Raw genomic sequence first — 17,062 nt, 5'->3', positions numbered from 1 at the left:
GCTTTTTTTAACTTTCAATTATGGACATTTAAATATTCATCAATTGAAGATACAAGTTCCATTGCCTTAGATAACGCATCTTTTGACCTTTCTATCTCTCCATTAGATCGAAATTTTCTCCCTATTAGGGTATTTTCCAAAACTGTACTTTCTCTTAAAATGGCAGTATTGTCAAGTTCTGGATCCCGTTTTTTTGAATAAGGATTTGAATTTGGCAATAGTGAACCAAACTCAACTTTATTATAGGTAAAATCTTCAATGTGATTCTTTACGAATTGATTGTTTTCATTTGTTAGGCTTGAAATTTTGTCAACCATCGCATAATAGCTGTAAATTGCCTGGGTTAAATCTTGATTTTTAATCCATTGAAAATGAGAACCAGATTCCATAGAATTAAAGGTTGTAGTAGTTGGAAAAAATGTTTTTTCTGTCGCTATATGAAATATACTATCAGCAAAAGTAGATAAAGGTTTGTCGCTATATTCAGGTAATGAAATAACTCGAAAAGAAAAATCAACAGCTTTCAATACTTTTTTGTTATACGCAATTTGCTCATTTAGATTATCTATATCATTTTGAAGATTTAATTTCAACGAGTTTAAAGAGGCATTTAAGATATTCTGTTCTTTTTTGGATTCATTCCAATTATTGATTTGAAGTGCTATCAAAATTCCAATAACCACAAGAATAATTTCTCCAATGGCGTATTTCAAGTATTTAGTAGTTTTTCCTGTTCCCATTAGGTCGTAACGTATTTTTCTAAAAAACTTTATCATATGCTATTTCCCATAAGTGGGTGTTTAAGTGGTTAGTCAATAGCTACAAAGTCTCCTTTGCTATGGGTTTGGGTGTTGGTGTTTGAATTTTTATTTCATCTGAAAATTTCATCCATTCTTTTAACAGTTCGGCATATTTTTCTTTCTCAAATTCCTTAAGATCATTTTGCTCGCCAATATCATTTGAAAGGTTATAAAGTGCAAAATTTTCAACTTTAAAAGGGCGTGTGAAGTTTGTAATTTTCCAATGCCCTTTTCGTAGCATAGCATGTCCGTAATGCTCCAATGCAAAAATATAATCTGAATCATGAATTTCATTGGTTTCCCCAGACACAAAGGGAATTAGTGAATTACCTCTTAATGGATAAACTTTATTCCCATCGTAAGCTTCAGGATACTTAACATTGGCTACCTCATAAAAAGTGGGTGCCAAATCCAATAAGCTGGTAAAACCATGATGGATTTCATTTTCTCTAGTCACATTTGGCCCTTTAATAATCATTATTGTATTTATACCTCCTTGGGTAGCATAATCTTTGAAATATCTAAAGGGAGACGAACCAGCTTCTGCCCATTGCGGGCCATAGGAGATATAAGAATTAGCATTGCCCATATTATCATAATCATCATTGTAATAATCTTTTAAACTTCCAAAACTATCATGACTTATAAAGTCTCTGTAGGCAGCGCCATTATCAGACATGAAAACAAACAATGTGTTTTCATATTCTCCAATGTCTTTTAGGTGGGTAATCAATCGACCAATATTATAGTCTAAATTATCAACCATACCTGCATATAATTCCATTTTTCTAGCTTCCTTCATCTGGTCTTGAGGTGATAAAGAGTCCCAAGGCACCACGTCTTCATGACTAGGAGGAGCTATAACCTCATTTGGAATTATTCCTGCTTTTTTAAGACTGTTTAATCTTCGTTCACGTAACTTTTCATAGCCGTCATCATATTGCCCCTTATATTTTTTCCAATATTTTTCATCTACTTGTAAAGGCCAATGTGGCGATGTATAAGTTGCAAAAGCAAAAAATGGCTGCTTATCATCTTTATTAGAATCAATGTATTCTATAATTTTATCTGTATAAAAATCTGTAGAGTAGTTGCCAGCTTTCCATGAAATAGAATCTCCATCCTCGGTATAATTTGAATATCCATTATGCAAAGCGCTTCGGTTGTTGTAATGATTGCCTGCACCTTCTAGAAGAACAAACGAATGTTCGAATCCTTTTTGATGCGGATTAGATTCAGGCTCTTTACCTAGATGCCATTTGCCAGCCATATAGGTATGGTAGCCAGCATCTCTTAATAATGCTGGAATGGTTACTATCCGGTTGGTTAATTTTCCTTCATAGCCAAACTCGGTCGTAATCCGACCTTGACCACCCATTCCTGCAATATGGTTGTCATTTCCAGACAACAGCATGGCACGAGTAGGCGCACACATAGGAGCCGTGTGGAAACTACTAAACTTAATGCCTTTATGGGCTAAAGCATCTATGTTTGGTGTTTGAATATCTCCACCATAACAACCTATATCACCATAGCCTAAATCGTCGGCAACTATTAACACAATATTAGGTCTCTCGTAGATTTCCTTTTTAGCATCCTTTTCGGAACATGATAATATGATTCCAAATACGAGTAAGATTGAGAAGACATGTGTGATAGACTTGTAACTTTTGAAATTATATGCTTTGATTTGCACGTGTCTAAAATCGAATAGTTGTGATTTTTTCATCGGAATTTATGGTTTTACAATCCCTTTATACACTCTATTCTAGAGTCTTGTAAATAGATTTGACGTAATTTAGTAAATAAAAACCGAATAAACGCAAGTGGAGCTATCTGGCTTAAGCAATTGTAGTTAGTAGGCGAGAGCAAGCAATTATTTTTATACATTGCTAGCAAAAGTTTTTCATTCCTTATTCAAAAATTCAAAAACTATATTGTTCTTTTCAGATTCCATTTCACAAGTCCAACTGTCAATAAACCATCTTCCATTTTCATAATGTAGTTGGATACTATTCAGTCCTCTAATATTAGATTCCGTTTTTGGGTCAGTTCGGATTTCAAAAGCACTCCAAACCTGAGCAATATTTCCATACTTACTTACTATTCTTTTAAGTTCCTTTTCGTAAAAATCCTCTTTAGGTGATAATCCAATTGGTATATATTCCGCTTCAAGAGTATGTGATTCTGCTTTCCCATTTTCGTCTAGTCTTGTTATAACAGCATTTTCCGAATGAATATATTTATCTCGCTCAAATTCCCAAGGCTCACTACTCGAACCTGAAACAACATCATAATATGCATTTATGATTGCATCTACTGATATTACGTCTTTTGCATACTCTTCTTTAGTAGTTTGCCCTAAAATTGAATTGAAAGCAAAAAATACGCTGATTGATGTAAGAATGATTTTGTTCATAAGATTGGTATTAAATTTTTGCTGACGTCTTTATATATATTGTTACGCGTTAAAGCATCTATTTAGCAAATGTTTTTCCATATAAATAAAATGGGTTAATACTTTTCTTTACTATTTAATGCCCTTGGTCATTAAAAACTAAACCGTAAATTATCAACAGCGTATTTTCATAACAATCTAAAATCAGTAGTTTGTGATATGTGTCCTAGTTTATGGTGTACTGGCTACAGCTCCTAATGTGTACAGTTGTTCCATAGTCGGCGTTTCGCTACCACCTGCAGGTTCTAGTGTAATACCAAAGGCTTCAGAAGCATTGGCATTGCTAATAGTAAATACTTTGTTGTCATCCGTAGCAAAGTTGTCAATAGTTCCTAAACTAGTAGGCGTGAGTGGGCTTAATGTTAAAGACCAAACCTGATACACCTTGCCTCGTGGAGGTTCTGGTAAGCCTTGGGCGTCCAGGTAAATGTTATTAGTCTTTTTATCCCAATATACCTTGGCATAGGCTTCCGGATACACAGCTTGTCCGGCTAAAGGCACGGCTATGATATCTTTATCACGTATTACTGAAAGTAGTTTGTTGGCTTCTTCCAAACTTGCGTTGGCTCTGCTTATTTGTTCTTCCAGAAGTTGGTTGTCTATAAGCTGCTTATTAATTTCAGTTTCAACCGTATTTATTTCAGATTGTAAGGCACTATTTTGGTTCAATAACCAGATGAGGCCACCAGCCAGTAATACCGATGCTGCCCAACCTGTATAGGCAAACCAATTGGTTTTTGGTTTTCCAGGTAGCGGAATAACTTTAGGTTCTGTTTTACTCAAACCTAATGCTTCTTTAACAGCAGTAAATATATGTTTAGAATCCGATGGTCTTGCGGCAGCTGTTAGCTTAATAATAGCCGCTTCAATTTTTAAAACTTCATCTAAAATATCTGGATTTTCTAAAAGCTTTTGATACACGGCTTCGTTTTCTTCTTCAGAAAGTGCACCAGCTACATAAAGCTCTAAAATTCCAGATTCTATGTATTCTTTATTCGTCATTAGGTTACATCCAACATATTTCGCAATTCGTTAATACAATTTCTATTGCGTGTTTTTATAGTGCCAATAGGCATTTCTAAAGTTTCTGAAGCTTCTTTTTGCGTATATCCTTTAAAGTATAACAGCTCAATGACTTCAATGCATTTTTTGGCTAACTTTTTTACAAATTTTTTAATGCCAATGGCATCGGTTTGGCTGTTTAGGTTTTCATGGTTCTCAAGTATATCTACGAAAAAATCGGCATGAAGGTTTTTTTTAGAATTTTTAAAGGTTTTAGACCGTGTTTTATCTATAGCGGCATTTCTGGCAATGTTTATAAGCCAGGTAAAAAATCGGCCTTTTTTAGATGAATAACTACTGGCATTATGCCAGGCTTTAATAAACACGTCTTGCATCACTTCTTCGGCAATATCATGATCTCGAACAATGTTATAAATAACGCCATGCATACTGTCACTATACATATTATAAAGTGCTTCAAAAGCTTTTTCATCTTTGTTTTGAAACTTTGAAACCAGAAGCTCTAATTGCATGTAGTGTTTATTTTTCACCAAAGTAGTCAATAATTAGCAATAAAAAAAGCTGCACCAGGCAGCTTTTACAAATTTGTTTTGTGAGATAGTTATTCAATAACACCTGCACAACTTACACGAGCACCAGCGGCTCCAGAAGGTTGCGAGGTAAAATCATCGGCACCTTTATGTACAATAATGGCTTTGCCCAATACATCTTTTGCAGGATCACCACAACCAATGCACCATTGATCAGTAGTTATGGTAATGGTTCCATTACCTTTTTCATCAGCATTAAAATTGCCTATATCGCCTTTGTGATAACCTGCAGCATCACCCCATTTTCCATGTGGTTGTCCCGTAGGGTTCCAATGACCACCTGCTGAAGTACCATCATCAGCCGAACAATCAGCTGTTTCATGCAGATGAATAGCATGTGTTCCTGGCTCTAAACCAGACATGATAGCGGTAAAAGTAACCTGACCATTCTCTTGCCTAAATACAGCATTACCAGTTACATTACTACCGCTTTTTGGACTTAATGCCACTTTTATTTTTTCAACTTCTTCAGTTTTGGTCTCAATCACAGCTGGTTCTTCTATTTCTGTTGTTTCAGTTGTTTCCATTTCTGTGTTTTCCTTTTTATCCTTCTTACAAGCAAAAACAGTAACAAGAATACATAGTGTAAGTAATAAACTTATTTTCTTCATGATGTTTAATTTCGTTTTAGTTACTATAAAATTACATATTATTTAAATCATAATAAAATATGTATAGGTAAGAATATGATAATTATCATATTATGTTTAACGCATTCGCAATAATTTTGAGCCATATTACAAAAGGTATGTCAAGCAAGTTGATAAATAAATATAATATAGCAGGACCTCGTTACACGAGTTACCCAACCGTACCGTATTGGGATAGCGCAACGTTTTCTCAATCAAAATGGTTGCATACTGTACAAACGTCATTTAAAGAAAGTAATCATGATGAAGGTATTAGTTTGTACATTCATTTACCATTTTGTGAAAGTTTGTGTACGTTTTGTGGCTGCAATAAGCGTATAACTAAACGTCATGAAGTAGAGTCGCCATACATTTCCTATGTGCTCAAGGAATGGGATTTATACTGTGAAAAATTTGAAGGTAAGCCCCTAATTAAAGAATTACATTTAGGAGGCGGTACCCCTACTTTTTTCTCGCCAGATAACTTAAAAAGATTGATAGAAGGTATTCTATCTAAAAGTCAGGTTGCCCAGAATCATGAGTTTAGTTTTGAAGGTCACCCTAATAATACAACTCGAGAGCATTTACAAACGCTTTACAATCTTGGCTTTAGACGTGTAAGTTTTGGTGTGCAGGATTATAATTTAAGCGTTCAAAAAGCTATCCATCGTATTCAACCTTTTGAAAATGTGCAATTTGTAACAGAAGCCGCTAGAGAGATTGGTTATACATCAATTGGTCATGATATTATTTTTGGATTACCCTTTCAAACGATTAATCATGTACAGGAAACGATTACAAAAACCAAATTATTAAAACCTGATCGCATTGCTTTTTATAGTTATGCACACGTACCTTGGATAAAAGGAAATGGTCAACGCGGTTTTAGTGAAGCCGATTTGCCAAAACCTGCAACCAAACGTGAACAATATGAATTAGGCAAGCAATTGTTGGCTGATTTAGGTTATCATGAAATAGGTATGGATCATTTTGCATTAGAGACAGACACGCTCTATAAAGCCATGTTGTCCAGATCATTGCATCGCAATTTTATGGGTTATACAGCTTCCAAAACACAAATGATGATTGGTTTAGGTGTGTCGTCCATTAGTGACAGTTGGTATGGCTTTGCTCAAAATGTAAAGGATATAAAATCATATTACAACCTATTGGATAAAAATCAAATTCCTGTTTATAGAGGTCATATTTTAAATTCTGAAGATTTAATTATTAGAACCCACATATTAAACTTAATGTGTCATTTTGAAACAACTTGGGATAATGACCAAATGAGATTTTATGATTTACCTGATGTATTAATAAAATTAAAAGAAATGGAAACTGATGGTTTGGTTGATATAGAATCAAAATCATTACAAGTAACAGAAAAAGGAAAGCCCTTTGTACGGAATGTTTGTATGGCATTTGACCTGCTTTTACAGCGCCAGCAGCCAGAAAAACAATTATTTTCAATGACTGTTTAACGCATGTTAATAAAAGATTAAAGCATTGATAATAAGAAAGGTTCTGTAAAAAATATCGTAAATTATAGTAGTATTTGTTTAACTTAAAATTAGAAACCATGAAAAAAATAATAGTCCCTATAGATTTTTCTGAATATTCAGATTACGCATTAGAAACGGCTGCCATGCTTGCCAAAAAAAACAATGCCGAGATTTTAGCCTTACACATGTTGGAAATGTCTGAAGCCATATTAACTAAAGGCGAGAATGAGATGCAAATGGAAACGGTCTTTTTCTTAAAATTGGCAGAAAAACGATTTAACGAATTTTTAGATAAAGACTATTTAGAAGGCTTAAAAGTAACACCTATTGTGAAGCACTTTAAAGTATTTAGTGAAGTAAATGAGGTTGCTAAAGAACAAGGTGCCGATTTGGTGGTTATGGGTTCTCATGGTACCAGTGGTATTAAAGAATTTTTTATAGGTTCAAACACCGAGAAAGTTGTGAGGTATTCAGAAGTACCTGTTTTGGTTATTAAACACAATCCTATATTAACAGAGTTTGATAATGTTGTTTTTGCTTGTGATTTTTCTGAAGAATCTGTTTCAGCCTACATAAACGCTAAAAACATGTTTGAAAGCTTACAATCAAAAATGCATATGATCTATGTTAATTTACCAAGTGAAAATTTCAGAAGCACTGCCGAAATGGAGGGCAAGGTTGTTAGCTTTTTAAAGAAAGCCGATGGTAATTTAGATAATTTATCTAACGTAACTTATGTAAGTGATTATACGGTAGAGAAGGGTATTACCAATTTCTCTAATTTGGTAGGAGCCGATTTGATAGCTATTGCTACACATGGTAGAAAAGGTCTAGCGCATTTCTTTGAAGGGAGTATATCAGAAGATATTGCCAATCATTCAACACTTCCTGTGATGACATTTAAAATATAAATTCAGATAAATATCATAAAAAAATCAAGCCTTAAGCTTGATTTTTTTTTGTGCCAGAGTGCTTATTATCAGTAGTATTTGTAGTTACAATTTTTAAATAGGATAAAAATATCCGAAATATGATTTTTGTCATGTTTTTAAAGCTTTTTAGTATTTAGTTTTGTTGTACAAATTATAAATAACATGAAAACAACACTAAAATTAATGACCCTATTATTTGTCCTACTAGTTATTAGCTGTGGTGGTAAAGAAGAAAAAAAAGAAGAAAAATTTTCTTACGAAAAGAAATCAACTAAAACTGAAACCGTCACTAAAAAAGAAGAAAAAGTTCCAGCATCAAAACGTGTAGATCTTACTAATAAAGGCGTTGGTCCAATTACTTCAGTTGATCTTGCAGCCGATATTGATCAGTCAATGGCTACCCATGGTGAAGATGTATTCAAGAAAATGTGTACCGCATGTCACAGACCAGACAAAAAATTTATTGGTCCTGCACCTACAGGCATATTAGAACGTAGAACTCCTGAATGGGTTATGAACATGATTTTGAATCCAGAAGAGATGGTTAAAAATGATCCATTAGCAAAGGACTTATTGATAGAGTTTAATGGTTCGCCAATGGCAAACCAGAATCTTTCAGAAGAAGATGCTAGAGCCGTATTAGAATACTTTAGAACACTAAAATAATACATTATGAATACATTTAAACAGTTATTTTTTGTTTTGGCATGTGTAAGTTTACTTTTCGCATGTAAAAACGAGAATCAGGAAGCCTCAACGACTAGTACAGTTACAGAAACTGAAAAAACAACAACTGAACGCTCTGGACAAGCTTTTATTGAAGATGATGAAGCCACGCCCAATTGCTTGCAAATTGCCATTGGTTCACCAGATCACAAGACACTAGTAGCAGCCGTACAAGCTGCGCAAGTAGAGAATGCCTTGGTTAATGTTGGTCCACTTACCGTTTTTGCACCAACTGATGCAGCTTTTGCAGCTTTACCAGAGGGTACTATTGACGATCTACTTAAACCAGAAAATAAAGAAGTTCTGGCTAACATTTTAAAGTATCATGTAACACCTGGTAATTTAAGTACATCTATTCTTACTAAACTTCCAAAACTAGGTCAAGCCAACAATCAATACGTTCAAGTTGAGGTTGTTGATGGTAAACCAGTAATTGGAGGCGCTAACATTATTGCAAGTGTGAAAGCTGGTAATGGTATTGTACATGTGGTTGATAAGGTATTATTACCACCAACAGAAGAAAAATAAATCACTAACTCAATTAATAAATAAACAATGAAGAATATTTTAAAATCAGTAGCTGCGCTTGTAACTGTTCTTATAGCATTTACAAGTTGTGACGACACCAAAAAATCAAATGCAAAATCTGGAGCTTTATCTAGTAATGTTGCAGAAAAGGTGTATGTAGCACCTGGAGAACATGATGAATTTTATGCTTTTATTTCAGGAGGTTATAGCGGTAACTTAACCGTTTACGGATTACCATCAGGGCGTATGTTTAAAGAAATCCCTGTGTTTTCTCAATTTCCAACGTCAGGGTATGGTTATTCTGAAGAAACAAAACCTATGTTAAACACCTCTCACGGTTTTATTCCTTGGGGAGATTCACACCATCCAGATATTTCTCAAACCAATGGAGAGATTGATGGTCGTTTCATTTTTATTAATGAAAACAACACGCCAAGAATTGCGAAAATAGATTTAAAAACATTTGAGACTACCGAGATTATTGAGGTGCCTAACAGTGCTGGTAATCACAGTTCCTCTTTTGTAACTGAAAACACTGAGTATGTAGTAGCAGGAACCCGTTTTTCTGTTCCAGTTCCTCAACGCGATATGCCAATTAAAGACTACAAAGGAAACTTTCAAGGAGCCTTATCATTTATTAGTGTAGAGCCAGAACATGGCCATATGGATATTAAATTCCAAGTTTTAATGCCTGGTTTTAATTATGATTTAGCGCATCCAGGTCGTGGTGCATCTCACGGTTGGTTCTTTTTCTCAACCTATAATACAGAAGAGGCTAGTACCTTGTTAGAAGTTAATGCGTCACAAAATGATAAAGATTTTATTGCTGCTATTAACTGGAAGAAAATTGAAGAATATGTGAATAATGGTGGTGGTACTATGATGCCTGCTGAATATGCTCATAATGTATATGATGAGGCCACGCATACAGCTACTTCTACAATGAAAAAAGAGGTGCTTGTGGTTAATCCATCAGAAGTACCAGGAGCGGTATATTTATTACCAACACCTAAATCGCCTCACGGTTGTGATGTTGATCCTTCAGGTGAATACATTATTGGAAATGGTAAGTTATCGGCAAATTTAACGGTACACTCATTTAAAAATATGTTGGCAGCAATTGAGGACAAAAAGTTTGCTGGAGATGCTTATGGTATTCCAATTTTAAATTTTGAAGATGTATTAGCTGGTGTTGTAGAGCAGGCTGGTTTAGGCCCATTACATACTGAATTTGATGCTAATGGAAATGCTTATACTACGTTCTTTATTTCTTCGGAAGTAGTGAAGTGGAAATTAGGTACATGGGAGGTTTTAGATAGACAGCCAACGTATTATTCTGTAGGACATTTAACTATTCCAGGTGGTAACTCTAGAAAGCCACAAGGGAAATATATGTTTGCTATGAATAAAATCACAAAGGATCGTTATTTACCAACAGGTCCAGAATTGGAGCATAGTGCACAATTGTATGATATTTCGGGAGATAAAATGGAATTGTTATTAGATTTCCCAACACATGGCGAGCCACATTATGCTGCAGCTATGAAAGCTGACCTTATTAAAGAACGTTCTCAAAAAATATATGATTTAGAGGATAACAAGCATCCTTACGCTGCATTTTCTGATGATGATACAAAAGTTGTTAGAGATGGTAATAATGTACATATCTATATGACAACCATTCGTAGTCACTTTTCACCAGATAATATTGAAGGTATAAAAGTTGGTGATAAAGTATATTTCCACGTAACTAATTTAGAACAAGATTTTGATGTACCACACGGATTTGCTGTAATAGGTCAAAACACCTCTGAATTATTGATTATGCCAGGGCAAACTAAAACATCGGTTTGGGAGCCAACAAAAGTTGGTGTATGGCCATTCTATTGTACAGATTTCTGTTCAGCATTACACCAAGAGATGCAAGGTTATATTCGCGTATCTCCTGCAAATGCTAACACACCATTAAAATGGTCAATGGGAGAAGATATAGAATAAAACAGATTAGGAGAATTTTGTTTTAGTGTTTATTTTCCTATCAAAGGCGAGAGTAATTATTTCGCTCTCGCCTTTCTTTTTAAAAACACTATTATTCCTGCACGAGTAGGAGATTAAAACCACTAATTTTATCACGATGAAAAAGTCTAATATCATCATGCTGCTTGCAGCCATTCTACCACTTGGATTATTTTTATTCCCACTTTGGAAAATTACATTAGAAGCACCACAATACCCAACACCATTGGGAATGTATATTCACATTAATGATTTTTCAGATGCTAATCCGCATGATATTAAAAACATCAACCTCATGAATCATTATGTAGGAATGAAGTATATTCCAGATGCTATTCCTGAATTCAAAATTTTCCCTGCAGGCATTATAATAACAACTATAATTGGTTTGGCTATTGCATTTAAAGGCAATTACAAATGGTTTTTATATTGGTTTATACTCATGGTTGTTTTAAGCAGTGCTGGGTTGTATGATTTTTACATATGGGAGCATGACTATGGTCATAATTTAGATCCCAAAGCTATTATGAAATTTACAAATCCTGATGGTACACAAATGGGTTTTCAACCGCCATTATTTGGCAGTAAAGATATTCTTAACTTTAGAGCACATTCATACCCACGATTAGGAGCCTTATTTTTAGGATTAGGAATAGCAACATCCTTAATGGCCTATTTAGTTGGTAAGAAAAACCATAAAAACTCTTTAGATATGTAACAAACAGGTATTACAGTAAAAAACACTAAAACACTAAAAGAAAATGCAAACACTAAAACACTATCTAGCAATTCTATTGATGATAATGCTAGTAAGCTGTAACGTATCACCAAAGCCTATTGACTACGTCAATGACGGCTGTCACTTTTGTAAGATGACTATTGTTGATAAGTTACATGCTGCTGAAATTGTAACCACAAAAGGCAAGGTCTATAAATTTGATGCTACCGAATGTATGATTAATTTTATGGATGAGTTTGACACTTCTGAAATAGAATTGTACTTGTCCAATAATTATTCTGAACCCGGAGAATTAATTGACGCTACAAAGGCTACATTTTTAATAAGTAAAAATGTACCTAGCCCAATGGGAGCCTTTTTATCGGCTTTTAAAGAAGAAGCTGATGCTAAATACGTGCTATCTGAAAAAGATGGAACACTCTACACGTGGCAAGAATTATTAATGCACTTTAACGACTAAACATGAATTTTAAGCTCGGTTTTATAGCTACCATGTTTATGGTAACCAGCATGTATGCGCAAACTATTGAAGTATGCAAAACGTGCCCAGTTACTACCTTGAAGGATGGTATTTCTGCAGCCAAACCCTACGATACTGTTGTAGTAAAAAAAGGAACTTACAAAGAGTATAATGTGCTTGTAGATAAGCCTTTAACGCTTATTGGTGAAAATTATCCAGTAATTGATGGTGAATTAAAAGGAGAGGTTATTACAGTAGTGTCTGATAGTGTTACAGTAGATGGTTTATTTATTATAAATGTTGGGAATAGCTATACAGAAGATTATGCAGCTATACGAGTAAAAAGAAGCAAGCATTTTGTGATACAAAATCTTGTTTTAGAGAAATTGTTCTTTGGTATCTACATTGAAAAATCGAGTTACGGAAAAGTGTATCACAACAAAATAATTGGTGATGCTGTTGAAGAGTATAATTCGGGTAATGGTATTCAATTATGGTACAGCCACTACGTAGATATTGAGCATAACTTTGTTGAACATGTACGCGATGGTATTTATTTAGAGTTTTCTGACAATTGCATTATTAAAAATAATGTAAGTGCTGAAAATTTGCGTTATGGTTTACACTTTATGTTTTCAAATGATGATGTGTATCAAGACAACACGTTTGAAAATAATGGAGCAGGTGTAGCGGTTATGTTCTCAAAGAAAATAAAAATGGTTAACAATACCTTTAAAGAAAACTGGGGAACTGCATCTTATGGTTTACTATTAAAAGAAATAAATGATTCTGAAATAACCGGAAATAGTTTTAAAGAAAATACCATTGGAATTAATATTGAAGGTTCTAACAGAATAACTTATAAAAACAACAATTTTTCTAATAATGGTTGGGCTGTTAAAGTAAAAGGAGCCTGCTATACCAACCGTTTTATTGAGAATAATTTTTTATATAATTCCTTTGATATTTCATACAATAGTAAGGTTAATGATAATATTTTTGATAGAAACTACTGGAGTAATTACACAGGTTATGATTTAGATAAAGATGGTATAGGCGACGTGCCTTATAGACCTGTAAAGCTTTTTTCGTATATCGTAAACCGTACACCAGAAACTATAATTTTATTGCGTAGTTTATTTATAGATATAATTGATTTTTCAGAAAAAGTATCGCCAGTATTTACACCAGATAATCTTATGGATAATAATCCGCAAACAAAACGTATAACATGGTAAATATTGAAAATCTACATAAAAAATTCGGCAAAAACGAAGTGCTTAAAGGCGTTGATTTAAGCATTAAGGATGGTGGTATATTTGCTGTTCTAGGACCAAATGGTTCGGGTAAAACGACTTTAATTAAATCGGTTTTAGGTATGGTAATTCCAGATCAAGGAACCATTAACGTACAAGGTAAAAATATTAAGAAAAACCCTAACTACAGACATCAAATTGATTACCTGCCACAAATAGCTAATTTCCCTAGTAATTTAAAGGTAAAAGAGTTGATTCGTATGATAAAGGATTTACGAAAAATCACCAATGAAGATGAGCGTTTAATTGAGCTATTTAAGTTACAACCCTTTTTAGATAAAAAATTGGGTAACCTTTCAGGAGGAACCAAACAAAAAGTAAACCTAGTTTTAACCTTTATGTTTGATAGTCCTTTAATTATTCTAGATGAACCAACAACTGGGTTAGACCCTATTTCCTTAATTCGTTTAAAGGAGCTTATACAAGTAGAGAAAGCAAAAGGAAAAACAATCCTTATTACCTCGCACATCATGAGTTTTGTAGAAGAAGTGTCTGATGAAATTGTATTTATCCTAGAAGGTAAAATTTATTTTAAAGGCACTATTTCAGAATTAAAAACCAAGACCAATCAGCCAGATTTTGAACATGCTATTGCGTCTATATTATTAGAGAATCATGCTTAAAATTTTAAAATATAGTTTTTTCGACCTTATGCGTAGCCGATGGAGTTATGTGTATTTCGCCTTTTATTTATTGCTGGGAGTCGTGCTTTTGTTTTTGAATAATGATTTATCTAAAGCAGTGATTACTCTAATGAACGTAATCATAGTATTAGTACCATTAATAGGAACCATTTTTGGCGTGATGTATTATTATAATTCAAAAGAGTTTACCGAATTGCTGTTAGCACAACCCTTAAAACGATCGTCCATTTTTCTTGGGCAGTATTTAGGCGTGGCATTATCATTATCTATGAGTTTAATTCTAGGTTTAGGTATCCCATTTGTGTTTTATGGTTTGTTTAAAAGTAATGCCATTTGGGACTTTTCTTTACTGTTAATAACAGGTTCGTTTTTAACACTCATATTTACAGCTTTAGCATTTAATATTGCTTTATCTAACGAGAATAAGATAAAAGGCTTTGGTTACGCCATATTATTATGGTTGTTTTTAGCAGTAATTTATGATGGATTATTTTTAATGACACTTATTTTATTTGAAGATTATCCATTAGACAAATTATCATTAATCGGAACCATGCTAAACCCGATTGATTTGTCAAGGACTCTAATTCTGCTGAAGCTTGATATTTCTGCATTGCTAGGCTATACAGGAGCTATTTTTAAACAATTTTTTGGCACAAGTTTCGGACTCATAGTATCTTTTATTATGCTCATAGTTTGGGTTGTTCTACCCGTATTACGCATTATGTTTAAATCTAAAAGAAAAGATTTTTAATTATGAAAGTATCAAATTTAATAGTTGTTATTGTGTTACTCTCATTAGTGAGTTGTAAAAAAGAAGTAAAAACTGAAGCTAATAATACAGTTGACGATATTTCAATAGTTGATTCCTTAAGTTTAAAATTAAATGCAGGTGACAAATGGTTAGTGAATACAGAAACGCATGAAGGTGTCACAAAAATGAACGCTATAATTTCGGACTTTAAAAAAAAGGAAAACACCAATTATAAAACTTTGGGTGATTCCTTGTCCAAGCAAACCAGTTATATAATTAAAAACTGCACTATGACAGGTGATCCACATGATCAATTGCACGTTGTTTTGGTTCCTATGTTAGATGAAATTTCTATACTTCGTAAAACTGAAAATGTATCAGATGCAACAGAGGCATTGACTAATTTGCAGGCATTAATTCAGGCTTACTTTGAACACTTCAAATTATAATAAAATGTGACCAATATCATGTTTCAACATAAAAAGATGAATTAAATTTGTACCATGATTAAAAGTATAACCCATAAAATAACAGCGTATGTTTTAGTAGTTATTCTACTAGCTCATAATATCAATACGTTGGTTATTGTGGGTGATTATTTAGCAAATCAAGATTTTATAGCCAAAACACTTTGTATTCAGAAAGATGACCAACAAGGTTGTAATGGTAAATGTCATTTAAAAAAACAGTTAGCACAAAACGAATCTGGAACCAATGGTAAAGCACCAGTTCAAGAAAGCAAGCGTGTTGTTTTAGATGTATATTTTGTGTCCGATATTAATGCTGTTGAATCCCAATTTATTTCTTTTCATATAAATAAAAACAAAGTGTTTTATCAAACACCAATCATTACTGAAACATATCTCTCAATTGATACACCACCTCCAAACTTCGCTTAAGTTTCTATCAATTTAAATACGATGTTTTTTTCTTGGTCTAGCTTGATATAATAAGCCAGGAGCGGGATTCTGCATCAAAAGTTCAAAAAATAATACTTTAAACTCAATGTCAATGCATGTAACTTCTAGTGATGTTACCAGCAATTGATATGCTCTAAAACATATTAAAATGAAACTTAAATATATATTACCAATCCTTTTTTTAGCACTATTTACAGTATCGTGTTCAGATGACGAAAATGATGATTTCACACCTCCAACGAGTGAAGTTGAAGGGTTAAGACTTATTCAAGAATTAGATAACGATACGCATACTATTGAATTATACAACAAATCAGGTATGTTCTATACAGGCTATAACGCGGTAAGTATTCGCATTAAAGACAAATCAACCAATAATTATATTGAGAATGCTACAATGAGTTGGGTGCCAATGATGCAAATGCCAACCATGCAACACTCTTGCCCAAACACAAATCCAGTAAAGGCTAGTGGAAAAAACACGGTTTATACAGGAACTATTGTTTATCAAATGACTAATACAGACGGATCAGGTTGGTCATTAATGCTTGACTACATTATTGATGGTGTTGATTATATGGTTTCAGATACGATTACAGTTATGCAAAATGATAATCAAAACGTATCAAGTTTTATGGGAACGGATTCGAGTCGTTATGTTGTTGCTATTATAGAGCCAGAAAACCCAATTATCGGGAATAATGATTTGGTAGTAGGTGTTTATAAAATGGAAAATATGATGTCCTTTCCAGTTGTAGAAAACTACATCTTAACACTAGATCCTCGTATGCCAGGAATGGGTAATCATACTTCGCCAAATAATACCAATTTAACGTTTAATGTGGCTGACAATAAGTATCATGCCAACCTATCATTAACTATGACAGGGTATTGGGTGTTAAACTTAAAACTTATGAATGCAGATGATGAGGTTATAAAAGGGGAAGATGTAACTGATGGCAATGAGCAAAGTAGCTTATATCTAGAATTAGAGTTTTAATTTACTAAATATGAGATTTCAT

The 17,062-nt window shown here is 33.6% G+C and carries 19 protein-coding genes; 13 read left to right on the top strand and 6 right to left on the bottom strand.

Annotated elements, in window-relative coordinates; genetic code table 11:
- Positions 1-14: 14 nt before the first annotated feature.
- From HGK31_RS06560 to HGK31_RS06535, 6 genes are all read right to left on the bottom strand, one after another.
- Positions 15-740, bottom strand: a complete 726-nt coding sequence (locus HGK31_RS06560; protein WP_191859039.1) for a DUF6090 family protein — start codon at positions 738-740, stop codon at positions 15-17.
- A 79-nt stretch (positions 741-819) separates the two neighbouring features.
- Positions 820-2,529 (bottom strand): arylsulfatase, encoded by a 1,710-nt coding sequence (locus HGK31_RS06555; protein ID WP_191859038.1) that lies wholly within the window; start codon positions 2,527-2,529, stop codon positions 820-822.
- Positions 2,530-2,706: 177 nt separating this feature from the next.
- On the bottom strand, positions 2,707-3,219 hold the full coding sequence (locus HGK31_RS06550) for a hypothetical protein (protein ID WP_191859037.1): 513 nt from the start codon (positions 3,217-3,219) through the stop codon (positions 2,707-2,709).
- A 210-nt stretch (positions 3,220-3,429) separates the two neighbouring features.
- The gene (locus tag HGK31_RS06545) at positions 3,430-4,260 is read right to left on the bottom strand and encodes an anti-sigma factor (protein WP_191859036.1); all 831 of its coding nucleotides are present in this window, start codon (positions 4,258-4,260) and stop codon (positions 3,430-3,432) included.
- A complete protein-coding gene (locus HGK31_RS06540) occupies positions 4,260-4,793 on the bottom strand; it encodes an RNA polymerase sigma factor (protein ID WP_104734154.1) in 534 nt (177 codons plus the stop codon). The genes HGK31_RS06545 and HGK31_RS06540 overlap by 1 nt, the downstream gene beginning before the upstream one ends.
- A gap of 89 nt (positions 4,794-4,882) precedes the next feature.
- Positions 4,883-5,482 carry a superoxide dismutase family protein gene (locus HGK31_RS06535; RefSeq protein ID WP_191859035.1) on the bottom strand — a complete coding sequence of 200 codons (600 nt, stop codon included), beginning with the start codon at positions 5,480-5,482 and terminating at the stop codon, positions 4,883-4,885.
- A 137-nt stretch (positions 5,483-5,619) separates the two neighbouring features.
- Here HGK31_RS06535 and hemN point away from each other — a divergent pair, with 137 nt between their 5' ends.
- The 13 genes from hemN to HGK31_RS06470 all read left to right on the top strand — a co-directional run bounded on the left by hemN (position 5,620) and on the right by HGK31_RS06470 (position 17,040).
- A complete protein-coding gene (hemN, locus tag HGK31_RS06530) occupies positions 5,620-6,984 on the top strand; it encodes an oxygen-independent coproporphyrinogen III oxidase (protein WP_191859391.1) in 1,365 nt (454 codons plus the stop codon).
- 98 nt (positions 6,985-7,082) lie between these two features.
- Positions 7,083-7,916, top strand: a complete 834-nt coding sequence (locus HGK31_RS06525; protein WP_191859034.1) for a universal stress protein — start codon at positions 7,083-7,085, stop codon at positions 7,914-7,916.
- Between the two features lie 183 nt (positions 7,917-8,099).
- Positions 8,100-8,603, top strand: a complete 504-nt coding sequence (locus HGK31_RS06520) for a c-type cytochrome (protein WP_191859033.1) — start codon at positions 8,100-8,102, stop codon at positions 8,601-8,603.
- A gap of 6 nt (positions 8,604-8,609) precedes the next feature.
- Positions 8,610-9,191 (top strand): fasciclin domain-containing protein, encoded by a 582-nt coding sequence (locus HGK31_RS06515; protein WP_191859032.1) that lies wholly within the window; start codon positions 8,610-8,612, stop codon positions 9,189-9,191.
- A 27-nt stretch (positions 9,192-9,218) separates the two neighbouring features.
- Positions 9,219-11,189: a Sec-dependent nitrous-oxide reductase gene (gene nosZ / locus HGK31_RS06510; RefSeq protein WP_191859031.1), complete on the top strand. Its 1,971-nt coding sequence runs from the start codon at positions 9,219-9,221 to the stop codon at positions 11,187-11,189.
- A 136-nt stretch (positions 11,190-11,325) separates the two neighbouring features.
- Positions 11,326-11,925, top strand: coding sequence for a hypothetical protein (locus HGK31_RS06505; protein ID WP_191859030.1), 600 nt, complete (start codon positions 11,326-11,328; stop codon positions 11,923-11,925).
- A 43-nt stretch (positions 11,926-11,968) separates the two neighbouring features.
- On the top strand, positions 11,969-12,406 hold the full coding sequence (locus tag HGK31_RS06500; protein WP_191859029.1) for a nitrous oxide reductase accessory protein NosL: 438 nt from the start codon (positions 11,969-11,971) through the stop codon (positions 12,404-12,406).
- Between the two features lie 2 nt (positions 12,407-12,408).
- Positions 12,409-13,644 carry a nitrous oxide reductase family maturation protein NosD gene (locus HGK31_RS06495; protein ID WP_233451016.1) on the top strand — a complete coding sequence of 412 codons (1,236 nt, stop codon included), beginning with the start codon at positions 12,409-12,411 and terminating at the stop codon, positions 13,642-13,644.
- Complete coding sequence (locus HGK31_RS06490) at positions 13,638-14,345, top strand: ABC transporter ATP-binding protein (RefSeq protein WP_191859028.1); 708 nt, start codon at positions 13,638-13,640, stop codon at positions 14,343-14,345. Before HGK31_RS06495 ends, HGK31_RS06490 begins: the two co-directional genes overlap by 7 nt.
- Positions 14,338-15,120, top strand: coding sequence for an ABC transporter permease (locus HGK31_RS06485; protein ID WP_104734144.1), 783 nt, complete (start codon positions 14,338-14,340; stop codon positions 15,118-15,120). Before HGK31_RS06490 ends, HGK31_RS06485 begins: the two co-directional genes overlap by 8 nt.
- Before the next feature lie 2 nt (positions 15,121-15,122).
- Entirely contained in the window at positions 15,123-15,569 is a 447-nt protein-coding gene (locus HGK31_RS06480) for a hypothetical protein (protein WP_191859027.1), read from the top strand.
- Positions 15,570-15,623: 54 nt separating this feature from the next.
- Positions 15,624-16,019: a hypothetical protein gene (locus tag HGK31_RS06475; RefSeq protein ID WP_191859026.1), complete on the top strand. Its 396-nt coding sequence runs from the start codon at positions 15,624-15,626 to the stop codon at positions 16,017-16,019.
- A gap of 169 nt (positions 16,020-16,188) precedes the next feature.
- Positions 16,189-17,040 (top strand): hypothetical protein, encoded by an 852-nt coding sequence (locus HGK31_RS06470; protein ID WP_191859025.1) that lies wholly within the window; start codon positions 16,189-16,191, stop codon positions 17,038-17,040.
- Positions 17,041-17,062 lie beyond the last annotated feature (22 nt).

It is taken from the genome of Hanstruepera ponticola, from assembly GCF_012931685.1.
Classification (GTDB): domain Bacteria; phylum Bacteroidota; class Bacteroidia; order Flavobacteriales; family Flavobacteriaceae; genus Hanstruepera; species Hanstruepera ponticola.
Note: the sequence above shows the minus strand (reverse complement) of the source record. Positions and strands in the feature narration are given on the sequence as shown.